The 14360-nt window shown below is 59.0% G+C and carries 25 protein-coding genes; 13 read left to right on the forward strand and 12 right to left on the reverse strand.

Annotated elements, in window-relative coordinates; all coding sequences use genetic code 11:
* The first annotated feature begins 187 nt into the window (after nucleotides 1-187).
* The 3 genes from RN01_RS19035 to RN01_RS33990 all read left to right on the forward strand — a co-directional run bounded on the left by RN01_RS19035 (nucleotide 188) and on the right by RN01_RS33990 (nucleotide 3114).
* Entirely contained in the window at nucleotides 188-1393 is a 1206-nt protein-coding gene (locus tag RN01_RS19035; RefSeq protein WP_039016715.1) for an integrase arm-type DNA-binding domain-containing protein, read from the forward strand.
* 108 nt (nucleotides 1394-1501) lie between these two features.
* On the forward strand, nucleotides 1502-2641 hold the full coding sequence (locus RN01_RS19040) for an ATP/GTP-binding protein (protein ID WP_039016716.1): 1140 nt from the start codon (nucleotides 1502-1504) through the stop codon (nucleotides 2639-2641).
* Nucleotides 2642-2673: 32 nt separating this feature from the next.
* Nucleotides 2674-3114 carry a hypothetical protein gene (locus RN01_RS33990; RefSeq protein WP_156149782.1) on the forward strand — a complete coding sequence of 147 codons (441 nt, stop codon included), beginning with the start codon at nucleotides 2674-2676 and terminating at the stop codon, nucleotides 3112-3114.
* Nucleotides 3115-3325: 211 nt separating this feature from the next.
* On the opposite strand, the gene RN01_RS19045 is transcribed toward RN01_RS33990, so the two are convergent.
* Nucleotides 3326-3526 carry a DUF1643 domain-containing protein gene (locus RN01_RS19045; protein WP_052261188.1) on the reverse strand — a complete coding sequence of 67 codons (201 nt, stop codon included), beginning with the start codon at nucleotides 3524-3526 and terminating at the stop codon, nucleotides 3326-3328.
* A gap of 147 nt (nucleotides 3527-3673) precedes the next feature.
* Between RN01_RS19045 and RN01_RS19050 the strand changes: the two genes are divergently transcribed.
* A complete protein-coding gene (locus RN01_RS19050) occupies nucleotides 3674-4537 on the forward strand; it encodes a hypothetical protein (protein ID WP_156149783.1) in 864 nt (287 codons plus the stop codon).
* 53 nt (nucleotides 4538-4590) lie between these two features.
* Here the strand turns inward: RN01_RS19050 and RN01_RS19055 are convergent, their stop codons facing one another.
* The 11 genes from RN01_RS19055 to RN01_RS32520 all read right to left on the reverse strand — a co-directional run bounded on the left by RN01_RS19055 (nucleotide 4591) and on the right by RN01_RS32520 (nucleotide 9073).
* Nucleotides 4591-4905 (reverse strand): hypothetical protein, encoded by a 315-nt coding sequence (locus RN01_RS19055; RefSeq protein WP_039016718.1) that lies wholly within the window; start codon nucleotides 4903-4905, stop codon nucleotides 4591-4593.
* A complete protein-coding gene (locus tag RN01_RS19060; protein WP_039016719.1) occupies nucleotides 4905-5108 on the reverse strand; it encodes an AlpA family transcriptional regulator in 204 nt (67 codons plus the stop codon). Before RN01_RS19060 ends, RN01_RS19055 begins: the two co-directional genes overlap by 1 nt.
* A complete protein-coding gene (locus RN01_RS19065) occupies nucleotides 5105-5347 on the reverse strand; it encodes a hypothetical protein (protein WP_039016720.1) in 243 nt (80 codons plus the stop codon). The genes RN01_RS19060 and RN01_RS19065 overlap by 4 nt, the downstream gene beginning before the upstream one ends.
* Nucleotides 5344-5865 (reverse strand): hypothetical protein, encoded by a 522-nt coding sequence (locus RN01_RS32515; protein ID WP_052261190.1) that lies wholly within the window; start codon nucleotides 5863-5865, stop codon nucleotides 5344-5346. The genes RN01_RS19065 and RN01_RS32515 overlap by 4 nt, the downstream gene beginning before the upstream one ends.
* Nucleotides 5866-5897: 32 nt before the next feature.
* Nucleotides 5898-6317: a hypothetical protein gene (locus RN01_RS19075; RefSeq protein ID WP_039016721.1), complete on the reverse strand. Its 420-nt coding sequence runs from the start codon at nucleotides 6315-6317 to the stop codon at nucleotides 5898-5900.
* Nucleotides 6314-6673, reverse strand: coding sequence for a hypothetical protein (locus tag RN01_RS19080; protein WP_039016722.1), 360 nt, complete (start codon nucleotides 6671-6673; stop codon nucleotides 6314-6316). The genes RN01_RS19075 and RN01_RS19080 overlap by 4 nt, the downstream gene beginning before the upstream one ends.
* Nucleotides 6674-6683: 10 nt before the next feature.
* Nucleotides 6684-6908, reverse strand: coding sequence for a hypothetical protein (locus tag RN01_RS19085; protein ID WP_039016723.1), 225 nt, complete (start codon nucleotides 6906-6908; stop codon nucleotides 6684-6686).
* The gene (locus RN01_RS34925; protein ID WP_255354634.1) at nucleotides 6905-7030 is read right to left on the reverse strand and encodes a hypothetical protein; all 126 of its coding nucleotides are present in this window, start codon (nucleotides 7028-7030) and stop codon (nucleotides 6905-6907) included. Before RN01_RS34925 ends, RN01_RS19085 begins: the two co-directional genes overlap by 4 nt.
* The gene (locus tag RN01_RS19090; protein ID WP_369799871.1) at nucleotides 7027-7251 is read right to left on the reverse strand and encodes a helix-turn-helix transcriptional regulator; all 225 of its coding nucleotides are present in this window, start codon (nucleotides 7249-7251) and stop codon (nucleotides 7027-7029) included. Before RN01_RS19090 ends, RN01_RS34925 begins: the two co-directional genes overlap by 4 nt.
* The gene (locus tag RN01_RS19095; protein WP_039016724.1) at nucleotides 7248-7748 is read right to left on the reverse strand and encodes a hypothetical protein; all 501 of its coding nucleotides are present in this window, start codon (nucleotides 7746-7748) and stop codon (nucleotides 7248-7250) included. Before RN01_RS19095 ends, RN01_RS19090 begins: the two co-directional genes overlap by 4 nt.
* Before the next feature lie 320 nt (nucleotides 7749-8068).
* Nucleotides 8069-9073: an XRE family transcriptional regulator gene (locus RN01_RS32520; protein WP_197067578.1), complete on the reverse strand. Its 1005-nt coding sequence runs from the start codon at nucleotides 9071-9073 to the stop codon at nucleotides 8069-8071.
* Between the two features lie 83 nt (nucleotides 9074-9156).
* On the opposite strand from RN01_RS32520, the gene RN01_RS19105 reads away from it, so the two are divergent.
* The 9 genes from RN01_RS19105 (at nucleotide 9157) to RN01_RS34665 (ending at nucleotide 14322) form a co-directional block, all read left to right on the forward strand.
* Nucleotides 9157-9414, forward strand: coding sequence for a helix-turn-helix domain-containing protein (locus RN01_RS19105; RefSeq protein WP_082019916.1), 258 nt, complete (start codon nucleotides 9157-9159; stop codon nucleotides 9412-9414).
* Between the two features lie 197 nt (nucleotides 9415-9611).
* Complete coding sequence (locus RN01_RS19110) at nucleotides 9612-10148, forward strand: phage regulatory CII family protein (protein ID WP_156149784.1); 537 nt, start codon at nucleotides 9612-9614, stop codon at nucleotides 10146-10148.
* Nucleotides 10145-10495 carry a hypothetical protein gene (locus RN01_RS19115; protein ID WP_039016726.1) on the forward strand — a complete coding sequence of 117 codons (351 nt, stop codon included), beginning with the start codon at nucleotides 10145-10147 and terminating at the stop codon, nucleotides 10493-10495. Before RN01_RS19110 ends, RN01_RS19115 begins: the two co-directional genes overlap by 4 nt.
* 2 nt (nucleotides 10496-10497) lie before the next feature.
* Nucleotides 10498-10905 carry a hypothetical protein gene (locus RN01_RS19120; protein ID WP_039016727.1) on the forward strand — a complete coding sequence of 136 codons (408 nt, stop codon included), beginning with the start codon at nucleotides 10498-10500 and terminating at the stop codon, nucleotides 10903-10905.
* Between the two features lie 4 nt (nucleotides 10906-10909).
* On the forward strand, nucleotides 10910-11089 hold the full coding sequence (locus RN01_RS19125; protein WP_039016728.1) for a hypothetical protein: 180 nt from the start codon (nucleotides 10910-10912) through the stop codon (nucleotides 11087-11089).
* Nucleotides 11089-12198 (forward strand): hypothetical protein, encoded by a 1110-nt coding sequence (locus RN01_RS19130; protein WP_039016729.1) that lies wholly within the window; start codon nucleotides 11089-11091, stop codon nucleotides 12196-12198. Before RN01_RS19125 ends, RN01_RS19130 begins: the two co-directional genes overlap by 1 nt.
* A 313-nt stretch (nucleotides 12199-12511) precedes the next feature.
* Entirely contained in the window at nucleotides 12512-12907 is a 396-nt protein-coding gene (locus RN01_RS19140; protein WP_039016731.1) for a hypothetical protein, read from the forward strand.
* Between the two features lie 427 nt (nucleotides 12908-13334).
* Nucleotides 13335-13619 carry an HNH endonuclease gene (locus RN01_RS19145; protein WP_231582283.1) on the forward strand — a complete coding sequence of 95 codons (285 nt, stop codon included), beginning with the start codon at nucleotides 13335-13337 and terminating at the stop codon, nucleotides 13617-13619.
* Nucleotides 13620-13812: 193 nt separating this feature from the next.
* Nucleotides 13813-14322, forward strand: a complete 510-nt coding sequence (locus RN01_RS34665) for a hypothetical protein (RefSeq protein WP_231582284.1) — start codon at nucleotides 13813-13815, stop codon at nucleotides 14320-14322.
* Nucleotides 14323-14360: the final 38 nt, after the last annotated feature.

The raw sequence follows: 14360 nt of genomic DNA on the forward strand, positions 1-14360 counted from the left end.
GATTCCTGTCGGCGGGACCATAATGAAGTTCACCGCTGTCCTCTGAAGTTCTCCAACCTAAGTAAATACAGCCATTTCCAGCGTTTCGACGTTCGCGAAAGTTCGCTGTCTGCCGTTGGCATCCGTCACTTTTTGGGGCATCCTTTGGGGCATTCTCTGATGCCCCGATTATCGGTGCCCCTACGCGATGCCCCGTACGGTCGAACCTCTCACCGACACCAAAATCCGCAACGCTAAGCCACGCGAGCGCTCCTATAAGCTGTTCGATGGGGGCGGCCTCTATCTTGAGGTGATGGCCGACGGCCGCAAGCTCTGGCGCTTCAAATACGTCCGGCCGTCCGGCGCTGAGAATCGACTTGGCTTCGGCACATACCCCGGCGTGACACTGGCCCAGGCGCGCGCGCAGCGCGATGCGGCCAGGTCGCACGTCGCCGACGGCAAGGATCCGGGTGCGGTCAAACAGGACCAGCGCCGGGCGGCCAAGATCGCCGCTGGCAATTCTTTCGAGGCGGTCGCCCGAGACTGGCATGCCACCCAGAAGGAAAGTTGGAGCGAGGTCTATGCCGGCAAGGTGATCGCCTCGCTCGAGAACGACGTCTTTCCAGTGATGGGTAGCACGCCGATCGCGGACATCCGCGCGCCGGCCATCCTGGACATGCTCAAGAAGATTGAGGCCCGCGGCGTGCGTGAAACTACCAAGCGGGTGCTACAGCGCATGCGCGCGGTGTTCCAGTACGGCATCGTCTACGGCCTGTGCGATCGAAACCCGGCCACTGACATCGATAGCGATGTCGTGCTCAAGGCGGCACCGGTACAGCATATGGCGCGGGTGACGCTGGGCGAAATGCCCCAGCTGCTGCGCGACATCGACGCCTACGAGGGCGACAAGGTGACGCGCTTGGCGCTGCAGCTGATGACGCTGACGTTCGTGCGCACGACGGAAATGATCCAGGCACAGTGGTGCGAGATCGACGAGAAGAAGGGCGAATGGCTAGTGCCGGCCGAACGGATGAAGATGCGCGACCCGCATGTGGTGCCGCTATCGAAGCAGGCCGTGGCCGTGCTGAAGGAGCTGCGCGAGATCAATGGGCACCGCGACTACATTTTCTACAGCCCGCGCGGAAAGACAGGTCACATCAGCAATAACACGATGCTCTATGCGCTGTACCGCATGGGGTACCACTCGCGCATGACCGGGCACGGGTTCCGTGGCCTGGCGTCGACGGCGTTGAACGAGCTGGGCTTCCGGCCTGACGTCATTGAGCGCCAGCTGGCGCACGTGGAGAGGAACAAAGTGCGCGCGGCGTACAACCACGCACAGTATCTGCCCGAGCGCCGGCAGATGATGCAGGCGTGGGCAAACTGGCTCGAAACCACGGCTCTGAAGGCCTGATTAGTTACATTCGGTTGGGTTATGCCCCCATCTAGTATGAAAACATTGTTTTTCCGTCAAATTTGACGGAAACTACGGTTTTCGAATAGTTGGTGTTAGGGGAAAGGCGTGCTACTCGCATTCGGCCTCAAGAATTTTTTCTCCTTCAAGGAAGGCGTTGACATTTCATTTCGATTGGGTGCTAACGTGCCTAAGTCGATATCACAAGGAAAAGATTTTGCTCCGGTTCTATGTTTCAAAGGGGCCAATGGTGCGGGAAAAACTCATTTGATAAGAGGCGTCTCCTTCTTGACCGATTTTTGTACTAAATCGTTCAGTTGGGATCCGGAGGCTAATATCCTCGTTGAGAATTATTACCGCAACGGAATGGATAGCGAATTCTACGTCGAGTTTTATCATGACAAAGCTGAATATCGCTACGAACTTACCGTTAACCGGACGCACGTGGTTCGGGAAGTGATCTACCGAACGCTAAAGAAGAAGACAAGGTTGATCGAGCGAGTCGGGAACGAAATCGTCTACGCAACAAAGCCGTTGGAGGAATTAAAGAAACTTCGGTTGAGAAAAAATGTTTCTATTATTTCCCTAGCAAACCAATATCAGTCACCTGGACTCGAGTCGGTTTATAAATTCTTCTCGCTCATTGCGACGAACGTGAATTGGGCTGGCCTCCGAGATCAATGGGTAACTATCGAAAATGCTGCTGCGTTGATGAAAGAGCAACCAACCTTTCTGAAATTTGCTGCGGATTTTATTAGAAAGTGTGATATTGGAATTTCTAATATTCTAATTCACGAAATCGAAGACAAGGAAGGAGATAAAACTCCATTTCCGATCTTTGTGCACAAGGTTGGAGGCAAAGACGAAGCAGTCATCGACGAGTTCGAGTCAAGTGGAACAAAAGCTCTCTTTCGATTCCTTGGGATCTATAAGCTTATGCTTGATACGGGCGGCGTGCTTGCGCTGGATGAGTTTGATATAAACTTGCACCCGCATATTCTTCCAAAGCTCGTAAACTTGTTTCTCGATCCGAAGATCAACAAAAATGATGCGCAATTACTTTTTACAACGCATGATGGGAAAATTCTCGACTTGCTTGGAAAGTATAGAACTTATTTGGTAGCGAAAGAAGATAACGAGAGTTTCGCCTATCGGCTTGATGAAGTGGGTGGAGATATCATTAGAAATGATCGCCCCCTCTTTCCGGTGTATGACGAAGGGAAGATCGGGGGGGTTCCGCGACTATGAGTGGATTCGGCAGCAAACGTAAAGAGAGATTTTTGGGTGCACTGCCGAGTGCGAGCTTAGAAGGAGATGGGGACTTACTGACAGAGAAGTGCAAGTTTAATTTTGCTTATTTTACTGTGCAATCTGCTGGTCAGAATTTTGATGATTGGGAAGGCGATGATTTGTGTAAGCTATTTCATTGTCTTAAAGAATATTCAAAATTTACCCTCGATCATTGGTCAAGAGAGGGGGTTTTGAAGATCTATAGGGATTTCCCGAAGAACTCCGAGTTTACCCACCCGCCTTATATCCCTCACGAAGTCTGGTGGGGCCGGTTTCGGTTGGCGTCTGCAGTTCGTTTGGCGGGATTTGTTGTGCCCGGAGCATTTCATGGGAAGGAACATCCGAAGACGAAGCGGTTATTTGACTGCAATACGTTTTACGTCACGTTTTTGGATGCGAATCATCTTTTCTATAAGACCGAGAAAAAGTAGCTCGTGAGTGGGGCGGCGGTATTCCCAAGCCACCGCCGCGCTTTCTTCGCTCTTGTGCGTCAGAGCGATCTGATGGCCGACACGACGTCGATACAGGTTGCGGCTGACCAACCATGCGAAGTCTTCATTCCCCCGGCAATCCGTAAAAAGGAAGTAGTTCGGCTTTCCATCATGTCCTCCCTGCTCTACCTGTGAAGCGCATATTCTCGCTTTACCTGTGTGGCAGGTATCGCGGTGTGAATGGCTCCGGCCGCTTCGTCTTCGCGACGTCGAGCGGATGCTTCGGGCTGCCGTCCTGGTTCAGGCTAAGGTGGTAGAGCAGGTTGCCTAGCCTAGACATGCGCACGATCCGCAGCACCTCTTCCGCCTGCGCTGGCGCCGCCTTGTGCGCGCCCCAGGCGCAGATCACCATATTAAGCCCCGCATCGGCGGGGCTTTTTGTTGCCTATCAACGGTAAAACGCGCTCGTTTTGCCGTGGCGCCGTTGAAGAGGATGTGGCGTTCTTTCGTCATGCTAGGATTCTTGCCCCAGACAAAGGGGGGAGCTGACGTGAGTAGGATGCTTGAATTGATGGTGGGTGCTGAAGATTTAAAGGATCTTCCTCGGGAACTGCAATTGGACGCTATGCGTCATTGGTTCTTTGAGCACTACGAAGATCCCGCTGAGCGCACACCGTACGAGAGTCGGGAGGGGGGCTACATCTGGATTTATGGCGGACCGCATGATGCAAGAGAGGTATTGCAGGAAGAATTCGCAGATGTTGTTCCGAGTGACGTGATCGAGGAGCTTGTCGACGAGCTTGAAGGTGAGTGCTACGAGTGGGCGCCACGGGAGCAACCTGGTGATTACGAAGACTTCTATCTGGAAGAATTTCGGACGGTTGACCACCATAGCAGCTTTATCGAAGGTATCAGCCAGATCGAAGCGCTGATGAAATCCGGGTACGACAAGGCGGTAGAGGATATGTACCTGCGAATGCTCTACGCCGCAGTTGTGACTCTGATGGAGACCTACCTCGGCGGCGCTTTTGTGTCCGCCCTTAAGGGAAATGCGAAGGCGCTCCGCCGATACGTTGAGTCGACACCGGAATACAAGAAAGAATCGCTCCCCTTGGCGACGATCTTTGAGGCAATGGATGGCCTCGAGCAAAGAGTCTTACGTCATCTGGCTGACGTCCTCTGGCATAACCTTGCAAAGGTTCGCCTGATGTACAAAGACTGCTTTGCGGTTGAGTTTCCTGAGTGTGCCGGAATTTTTGCGGCTATCCTGAAGCGGCACGACATCGTCCATAGAAATGGCAAGGACAAGGACGGCAATTCCGTAGATATCGAAGTTGAGGATCTGAAGACGCTAATAAGCGATGTCAAGGATCTGGTGGAAGCGGTCCAGGCCGGAATGGCCGAGTTTGAGCCGCCTTTCTAGTGCGATCGGATTGACGTGCGAGACCAAGCCGAAGCTGTTGTACTCGCGACGGATCATTGGCCGACCTCGCCATTGTTATTCGCTGCACATTCTGCGGTGATTGGCGAGCTATTCGCCGCAAGAACCATGGGCTGGCTTGCTATACTCGATTCGACCGACTTGTCCTGGCCAGGCTGCTGCAAAAAGGTAGTCTGCGTATCCCCGGTGTGAGCTTCCAACCGCTTACCGGGAGACCCAGGGGCCAAGTCGGTTTTTGTTTTCTGGCGCGGCGCCACAGAGTGATCTGCGGCCGGCGCCGCGTAGACGCTTGCCGCGGTAAAGACGACACCTGCGACGGCGGTGATGATCAGTGCAGTGGTGCAGTCCATCAGTGCTTCCCGCGCGTGGCTTCGATTTGCTCGTCCACCCACTGCAGCACTTCTTCCTCGACCCAGCCGCTGGCGCGGCCGAGCTTGATCGGAGAGGGAAATGTGTGGTCCTTGATGCGGCCGTAGATGGCCGTCTTGCCCAGGCCTACGCGCTCGCAGACCTCAGGAAGCCGGATGATCCGGCGTTGCGGTTGGGTGTTCATGCGAAGTGCTTCCCGTGAAGTTCGTCGAGTTTGTCGACCTGGTCGCCGGTGAGCTTCGTCACCTCGCCGGCGTGCATGCGGTTGGCCAGCGAGCGCACGAAGCCCTGTTCCCAGTCGGTCTGGTCCTTGCGGAGTTGCGCGGCCATCCATTTGGCCTGGCGGTGCATGGCGTAGAGGCAGACCGCCGCAAAAAGTAGCCACGCTCCGGTCGTGATAGGCAGGGCGGAGTAGCACGTCATCGCGTGCCCTCCGTGCCAAGTGCGGTGCGCGCGATGCCGCGCAGTTCATCGCGGTGCATCTCGATCTGATTGCCGTCGCGATCCTGCATGTTGGCGATGCCCGTCAGGGCGGCGGTGAGCGTGGCGATCTTGGCGGACTGGTCGTCGCGTGCGCCGTGCAGGAACGCGCGCATGGCGTACTCGGCGGCTAGCTTCTTGTCGGCGCGGCGACCGTACAGCATGGCGGCAATGGCGCCGACATGCACGGGATCTCCGTCGCACATCGCTTCGCCGAGCAGCTTCGCGAGCAGCTCCGTGGAGTACTCGCGCGGGTCGTCCCAGCCATGTACGGGGATGCGAGCGAAGCGCGACTTCATTGCGTTGGCGAAACGGTCGACGGCCAGATCGTTTTCGCTTGTGCGCCGTGGTGCTTTCTTCCAGGGTTGAGACGTGGCGGCGAGGCGTTTGGCCTGCTCTTCGGGGAGTCGAGCTGCAACGCTGTCGATGGATGCGGCGCGCGGCGTGCGAAGTTTTGTCATGGGAGTCTCCTGGTGGTATCGCTTAGCGGTGGTCATGCTTCGACCGGCGCACCTTGCGCGCGCATGAGTTCCTTGTTGATCGCGTGGGCGGCGTTGAACGTATCGAGGCGCACGCGACAGACGGCCTCCTCGATAGCTGGTGCAGCGGCGCGGAGCGTCATTGCCTCCAGCTCGAGCACCGTGACCCTGCCGGTGATCTGGCTGCGGTCGAAAACCGCAGACATGGCGCGCTTGGCGGAGCGCAGCTGCACCGTGTAGTCGGCGATGTCCTGTGCGGCCATGGCGAAGGAGGCAAGCTCCAGCGTGCGCATCAGGCGGTTGTAGGCGGTATCGGTCGGTGCGCTGATGAAGCTGGCCAGGTCGGCGTAATACGTGAGCTCGACGTGCTGTCGGTTCTGGGTCGTCATGGGGATGGCGATGGGCCGCTGCTGATAGTGGCTGCGCTTTCTCATACCGATTCCCCCAGAAACTCGGCCTCGCCAATCACACGATCGAGCAGGTCGAACACGCGGAAGAAATCGCAAGTCACCTCTACCGCGTGGTCGACGTCGCGTAAGGCGATACCGTTCTCCGGGCCCAGATGCGGCAACTGTGGGTCGCACAGGTACACAAGGACGCCGCCACGATCGGCGAGCCGGTCGGCATCTGCGCGATCGCGGATTGTGGTCACCACGACTTGGTGGTCAGCGAGTTCGTCAACCAGGTCGTCGGTAATGAGGGTGGTGGAGGTGAAGGCGTGTGTTTGGGTCAGGTAGTCGGCGACGACATCCTGGCCAACGCCGGCGCGGCCGGCGAGTCCGATCAGCATGGCTATCTCCTCAGTCGAGGTCGTTTGCTTGGAGGCGCTTCAGGTCGATCGCCGGACGTCGTTGGCGGTCTCGCTGGTGGTTTGCGGCGCGCTGGGCCTTGAGTCGCATTGCAATCAGGCGGATCAGGGCTTTGCGGATCGCCGGCTTCTTGACCTCCTCCTCCGCGATGCCGCTTCCCTGGATGCGCAGAAACTCTGCGACCAGTGCGGCATGGGAGAAGGGGCGGTGACTCATGCGCGGGTGACAGCCACAGACCGGGCGCCGCGATCGAAGCCGTCTTCGATCGCATCCCACGAGCTGCGGTAGAGGCCGAAGTAGGTGCGGTGGCCGTCGATGGTGATGCGGAAGGCGATCATTGTGGCGTCCTCCGCGATGTGTTCTTCGGTGGCAGGAGGTTGGAGACTGGGCGGGCCTCTGCCCATTCCTCTATCTCGCGTACGAGCCACGCCACGCGGCGGCTTGAAGCCGCGCGCGGCTTCGGAAACGGCTCTTCGCGTACGAGTTTCTGTACACTGGTTTCCGAGAGCGCGACGATGGATGCGACCGTCGGGAGGTCGACATAGAGCGGGCGCATCATTGTTCGGTCTCCATGGCTCGGCGGACGCTCGCATCCTCGCGCGCACGTTCCATTTCAACGTAGGCCCAGCAGAACGCTTCGAGCGCTTTTTGCGCGATCGATGTCGATGTGGGGTTCCATTCCCATTCGTTGATGCCGGCGTCCGTTATCCGGATCTGGGCGCCTTTGGCCTGTGTCCACATCGGAGCGAAATTGTGTTCGTCCCATGCGGGGATCAGCTCGAAATCGATGCGGATTTCTGCTTCGATGCTCAGCCCGATCGGGCTAGCAAAGGCGGCAGCCTCGCGGGCGCAGAAATGCCTGGGGCGTGCCTCGCGTGCGCGGACGACGTCGGAATCATGATCTTCGCTGAAGCGGAAGGCGATCCCTTGGCGGAGGGATGGGGCGGGTCCACATTCGAGGTAGGCATTAAGGCTGTCGCGCTTCGTTCCAAAATCGTCGATCACGACGAAGCAGTTGGGGCGGGCCTTTCCTCGCAGGTTGAATTCGAGGTGCATGGCTGGCCTCACGCATGTCGAGCCGACGCAGGGGCATCGGCTTGCGAGTCGAGCTCAGCGGCGCAGGCGTGGACAACGAAGACCGCCGCCACTAGGGCGAAGTAGGTAATCCAGCCTTTGACCCGTATGAATTTGTTCACGATGATCCCCATGCTGACGCAAGGTTGCGTCGATGAGGCGATACTAGCAATGCTGTTTATCAAACTCAACAGCAACGCTGTTTGTACTTGATTGATTGTTTAAATAGCGATGCTTGTTGTGATAGCTTTGGGCGAAAAAAAACCGCGCAAAGCGGGCTATGACTATGTGGCGCGGCGCTATCAGTCGGGGTACCAGGACGATCTCTTTACGATGCCGGCAACGAAGTGCAGGCGCTCGATCTGTTCTTGTGGGATGCGCAGCATCCCGTGCTTCTCGTTCACCGACGAGAGGTGAACGATGCCATCGCGTACGTAGGCGAGTTCTTTGACCATCACGCGTCCGTCCTGCGACTTCACCAGCACCTCGTCTCCATTCTGGATCTGCGTTCCGGGTTCCACGACCACGAACTCATTGTGTTTGACGCGAGGCCGCATGGATTCGCCGTTGCAGCGAAGCGCATACGCATCCGGATCCCTTGTGGGGAAAGCTACGTAGCCGTCGCCATGCCCAACTGGGTATTCCACGTCCACAAAGTGTCCGTTGTCTCCTAACTGCGCCATGCCTCTCACTGGAATCTTGCGGAACGAGTTCTGGGGGATGGGGAAGACGTCGAAGGGCAGGCTAGGTTCATCCAGCTCAGGCTCGATCGCGCCGCTAAGCTTCGAATCTCCCGTGCCATTAATAAGCCACTTCGGGCTATAGCTGAACGCTTCCTGCAGTTTCACTGCATGGTGGAGAGGCAGTTTTGGGGCTCCAGCTTCCAGCCAGGATCGAACGACCGCAGGCTCTACCGCCAGCAGCGACGCCAATCCGGGAACGTCGAGGCGCTGCTCTGCCATAACCAAGCTCAGACGCTGGTCCGATGTGGTTGTGGCCGTTGCCGCGGCGGGTGGATCGGGAATGCGCTCACGCATGGCCGCTGAGGCTCGGCGAATCTCTTCTGCAAGGCGTGGGCTTATGGCCTCGACGCTCACGCCCAGCCCGCGCGCGAAGTTCGTGGCTGCTTTGATGTTCAAGGGGCGCCGGCCATTGAGGTACTGCCACACCATCGACTGACGACCGATGTCGAAGCGGACCCCGAATTCCTCCTGGCTCATCTTGCCTTTGTGCAGTGCATAAAGGGTCTTCAGACGCTCTGCGTCATCGATTTGCCACGGTTCGAGAGTGGTCGAAGGTCGATTCATGGGCGCGAGTGTAGCAATGCTATTTATTCGATCAACCAGCAAAGCTGTTGACTTTGTCATAAGCGATGCTAGTATTTTGCTTTATGAAGCTCACCGAATACCTCGACACGACAAAGACCAGTCAGGCTGCCTTTGCAAAGCAGCTGGGGGTCTCGCAAGGACTCGTTCATCAGTGGCTCTCTGGCAAGCGACCAGTCGCAGCGGAACAGTGCCCGGCCATCGAGCGGATTACGCACGGTGCTGTCACTTGCGAAGAGTTGAACGACAAGGTTGATTGGGGGTACTTGCGCCGAACGGGCCTTCGAATGGCAGGGCGCGGAGACCGGGCTTCCGGTCCTTGAGTTTCTCGTAGCACTTCCTCAGACGAGGGGCATTTCGCCGCCTCTCGATCGGCGTCATACGGCGAAGAAATTTCGGCTTGGGTTGGAACATGTTTTCTCCCTGAGCTCGCGGTCAAGTCGCCGCGTTTGAGACGAAGCATATATGGCTGTGACGTGCAGACAACACGGCCAAATTCCGGGGGTTTACCGTGGTTTCTGTGAAAACCGATAACGATATCAATCAGCACGAGGCCCTTTACAGCCTCGCGAGCCGATATCCGGGTTCGATTGAAGGGCTGGCTCACGCCATGAGTCGACGCCTTGGACGGCAAATGTATCCCAACGTCCTGCGAAACAAGCTGCGGCCAGGAATCGAAACGCACCACCTCAATTTCGAGGAGTACTCCTTGATCCTGGAGTTGTGCGAGGAGGCTAAGCTCGATGGGTGGCATATCCCATTGAGGGCGCTCTGCTGGCGCCACGGGATGGTTGCCATCTCTACCCCGCAAGTTGAGGGAGCGTCCGCCAGCGTGGCTGCTGCCATGCGTCAGGCCGGCGAAGCCGCGCGTGAGTTCGGGGAAATGATGGCGGAGTTTGCGCAGGCCGCTGCAGACGGCAAGATCACGCGCAGCGAGGCTGATCGTGTGCTACCGGAGATCCAACACGTCTTAACCATGGTGACGATGCTTCGGGAGTCAGTCGAAGCCGTTGCGGTTCCAGACGATCCGTCCCTCCGCAGCTCGGTTCCCGTATGACCCGAGTCAATCTGCTGCCCGGTGCCGCTCTCGCGGTACCGGTGGGCCGCGTACGCCAAAAACTCGTCCTGCGCCCGCGCAAGCCGCTCACCCAGCGAGAACTGAAGTCGGTCTTTGATCGCGTCAAGAAACGCGTCCTCAAGGGCGGCGAGCCGTTCGGCGTGTTCGCGATCAAGCATGGGCATGGCCGTGTCTTCCGCTTGATCAGTGTGAAGGACGCCAACTTCACGGCGCAGTTGCGCGTCGACAAGGCCCTACAGCACATGGTCGGAACCTATGACGGCGGTGCCAACCTAGGCGATGTCTGGGAGGACCTCTGTGCATTTGACCGCTCGCCGGCTGCCTGACGATGGAGAACCGCTTCCGCTCTGGCATGTCCTGTTGCAAGTCGGCGCGCGAGGCGATTGGCATGTCATGTGCGCAGCCGTATCGGCTCTGTTGCGCCTGGCATGTTGCTAGCGGCGTAGCCAGAGAGAAGGGCCTTCGCGGCCTGACAGCTTTTGCCAGCCACCTACTTGGCTTTTGGCCGTTGAGCGACGTGTTCTGGGTGTTCCAGGCGGCGGGCCAGATGTCGGCGCTCGCTCTTGTCTGCCAGGAGCGCTGGAAGCAAATGCCTGATGACGCTGCGCGGGCGGCATATCGCGCTGAGATCTCGGCCGCGACGCAGGTCTACCGCTGCGAGGCTGGGCCGCTGAATCCGGCTGCCTTCCTTTCCACCTTTGATGTTCTCTGTGAGGCCGCCAGTGTGCGGCCATAGCTCTATGGACCTACCAATTCAATCGATCGAATCGCTTCGCAAGGCGGGGCGAACAGCTGCCGAGGGCGGCGAGAAGCGTGAGGCCAATCCGTTCCCGGCCTTCGGCAGCCATTTCCGCCAGTGGGAGCATGGTCACGTGTGGGCGGCGATGGAACCCGTCAAGGCTGAGCAGGAGGGAGTCTGATGGCGGCATATCGAATCAACGATGCCGAGCTCGACGCGCTGCTGGGAGAGGGCTCGGACTTGTTCCACCTGTACGTCGGCGCGTTGCGACCTCGCATGGACTTCAAGACCGGCATCGTAGGGCGTCGCGTGCGGATCTCCTACCAGGCGCTGAAGGAATGGACGGAGCGCGCTGGGCGGTCTGGGGTGCGCTTCCTGGCCCACGATAAGTCCAAGCTGCAGCGCATGCTGGCACGCCTGCAGCAGCTCGGCCTGCTGCGGAAGATGGGTGGCCCGTTTGACCTGGTGTTTGTTTGCCCGCTCGCCGATAGGGATAACTGCGACCAAAAACAGGCCGATACAGAGTCGATACGGATATCCACAGCCGACGAATCCAAGCAGGGCAAGGGCTCGCGGCCCATTCGGCGTACTGCGAAAAACGCGGAAGCCGCCACACATCAGGAGTCCGGTAAAACCTTAAAACCTACTCCCCCTACCCCCTCAGGCGTGCGGCCCGAGGAAGGTGGGTATATCGACCCTCCAGCGCCTGCGGCACTGGAGGCTGCTAACACCAAAATCGACGAAACACCGATCGACCCCAACGGGCAGCAGTTCTCAGAGCAACGCCACGAGAACGTGAACGTCGGTGGGAAGCGGCCTGCGGCCGGGCGATCAGATGAGGGGGCAAAGCCGGGGGTCACGTGGGAGCCTCATCTCGACTGGCCGACGGGCATCACGCAGCAGCAGCGGGCCTACATCGCACGAAGGATGGCTGGTCTGAGCGAAACGCTCGCGCAGCGTGTTTTGGACGAATGGCATGGCGCTACGCAGGCCGGTACCGCTAAGAAGCCGTGGCCGTACCTCAGCGGATTGGTGCGGAATGTGCAAAAGCAGGGTGAGGCGTGGCAGACGGTCTATGCCGACCAAGTTGCCGAGGCCCGTGCGGTCGAGCGTCGACGAATGGCGGAACAGCAGGAGCGCGAACTTGCGCACGCAGCCCGAATCAAGGCGGAAGTCGCGACCGGCGGTGGTGGTTTGTCAGGGCCGACATCGAGGCGAGGCGACTTGGTCAAGTTCCAACTGCAGAGTGTGGCTGCCTCGCAGGCCAAGCGTGAAAGGCGGCGCAAGTGAACGCGGCCGATCAAGGCGCCGAGCGCGCGTACGGCGAAGCGGTAGAGCAGCTGCAGCTTCGCGCAGCGGGACGTGATACCTGGTCATCGCGCGCTGCGTTTTGGACTGCGGTGCGATACGGTGTGGGTGAGATCCGGCCGGGCACTTGGGTTACGGCGGCCGATCGATGGACGCGGCTGTGGGACGTCGCTCGGCATGAACACCTGCCGCCGATCCCTGGCATCCCTGAATCGGAAAACTTGCCGGCAACGGCCTCGGTGGCCGAGCGCGGTATTGCGTCGGTCCGGGCCATCGTCGGGAAACGGAGGTGATCATGGCTGGTGGCGATTCGCATGAGTGGGTGAGGGCGAGGCTCAATTCATGGGCAGCATGGCTGCACAAGGGCAATGGCGGGCGGGGCTATGGCGAAAGCAGTCTGACGATCGATGAGGCGCGCACGGTTCCGGTTCGACCGTTCGTGGCGACGTTCGAGGATGAGTGCGAGCGCACGAACAAGGCCGTGCTGAGGTTGCCAGTGGATATGCGCAAGGTGGCCATGGGGTTCTATGTCGACCAATTGCCGGCGCGTCAGGTTGCGGTGCGGCTGAAGGTAAGTGAGCGGCAGGCGTATCACATGCGAAAGACGCTGCACGTGATGGTCAAATATTGCCTTGAGAATCAGAACGTTAAACACCCCCCTTGGCACCTGCTATTGAAATCCGTGCAGTGAATCATTACATTTCAGCTACGCTGTGGTTTTAGTGCGTGCAGCAAAAAGCCCGATCCGGTTCTTACTTGGTCGGGCTTTTTTCTTTCCTGGCGGGTGGTCGACGGGCTACTGCCAGGAGTGGGACGCGTGCTTGACCCGCTGTCGATGGCAGACCGAGGCCTGCCCGCAGTCGTACCGATGCGCGGTGACGACAAGAGTCGGAGAGACGGGCGCCGCAACGCCGCCGGACTACGTAACCGGCAACCCGAATTGCAGTTGTCTCCTTGGCCCGTTCACGGGCTTTGCTAAGGGCCTGACCACACCCGCTGGTCAGGCCCTTTCTTTTTGGATCCCAAAGATGCCGAAGAAAGCGCCGCGCCCGTGCCGCCGCCCTGGTTGTCCCAAGCACGCGACGGGTGCTTCCGCGTACTGCGCTGAGCATTCGGAGTTGAAGCGCATCGAGTTCGAGTCGCGGCGCGGCAGCTCGGCTGCCCGTGGCTACGGCGGGAAGTGGCAGCGCGAGCGCGCGGCCTATCTCAAGGCGAATCCCGTTTGCGTCGAGCATCGGAGCGTTGGCCGCGTAGTGCTCGCCACGGTGGTCGACCACATCGTGCCGCACAAAGGCGATCAGCGCCTGTTCTGGTCGCGGTCGAACTGGCAGCCGCTGTGCAAAGCGTGTCACGACGCGAAGACCGCGCGCGAGGATGGTGGCTTCGGCAACTCGCGCCGGTGAGTTGGGCGCGGCGCACGCCGCCCGGTAGGGGGGGTGGGTCAATCCCTGGTGATCGATCCGGCCTAGACCGCGCTTCAGGTGGATTTTTTAGACGGGTATTTTTTGATAGGGGGGGGTTAAACCAATCACCCCATAGAGAGCGAAGAGACGGGTCGGTGATCGTTTTCGCTCGCTCGCATTGATGGAGGCGCCTATGGGCCCGCAGGACAACGATACGGCGGTCGATCGAGACGACATGCCGGAACCATCATCGAGGGGTGGTGGAAAAGAAATCAAGTCGCCGCCTGTGCCGCCCGGTGCGCAGCTCGACGCGCGCGAGCGCAAGGTGTGGGACTACATCTGCCGCGTGCTCCGTGATGCCGGTATGCCGCACCTCACGGCGGGCCTGGCTATCACGGTGGTCTGCCGCACCTTCATCAGGTGGGTCGACGCGGAGATCCGCTTGCGTGATCTCGAAAAGACGACCGGCACGTACTTCGTCACAACGCCAAACGGCCACCAGCAGCCGCACCAGATGTTCTACGTGGCAGCTGGGCATAAGAAGGAACTACTCCAATGGCTTCCCGAGAGTTGCCTGACGCTGCCGGCGACGGTCACGACGCGGGCGAAACTCGGCGACGAGGGCGTGCAGGACGATCTGTTCGCGGATCTGTTCGAACACGGACTGGAGCGCGTCGCACCAAAAAGCACGTCGACGCACTGACACCGCCAGTCCGGCATGAGTGGGACGAATCCTACGGT

This window comes from Cupriavidus sp. SHE, assembly GCF_000812445.1.
GTDB classification, from domain to species: domain Bacteria; phylum Pseudomonadota; class Gammaproteobacteria; order Burkholderiales; family Burkholderiaceae; genus Cupriavidus; species Cupriavidus metallidurans.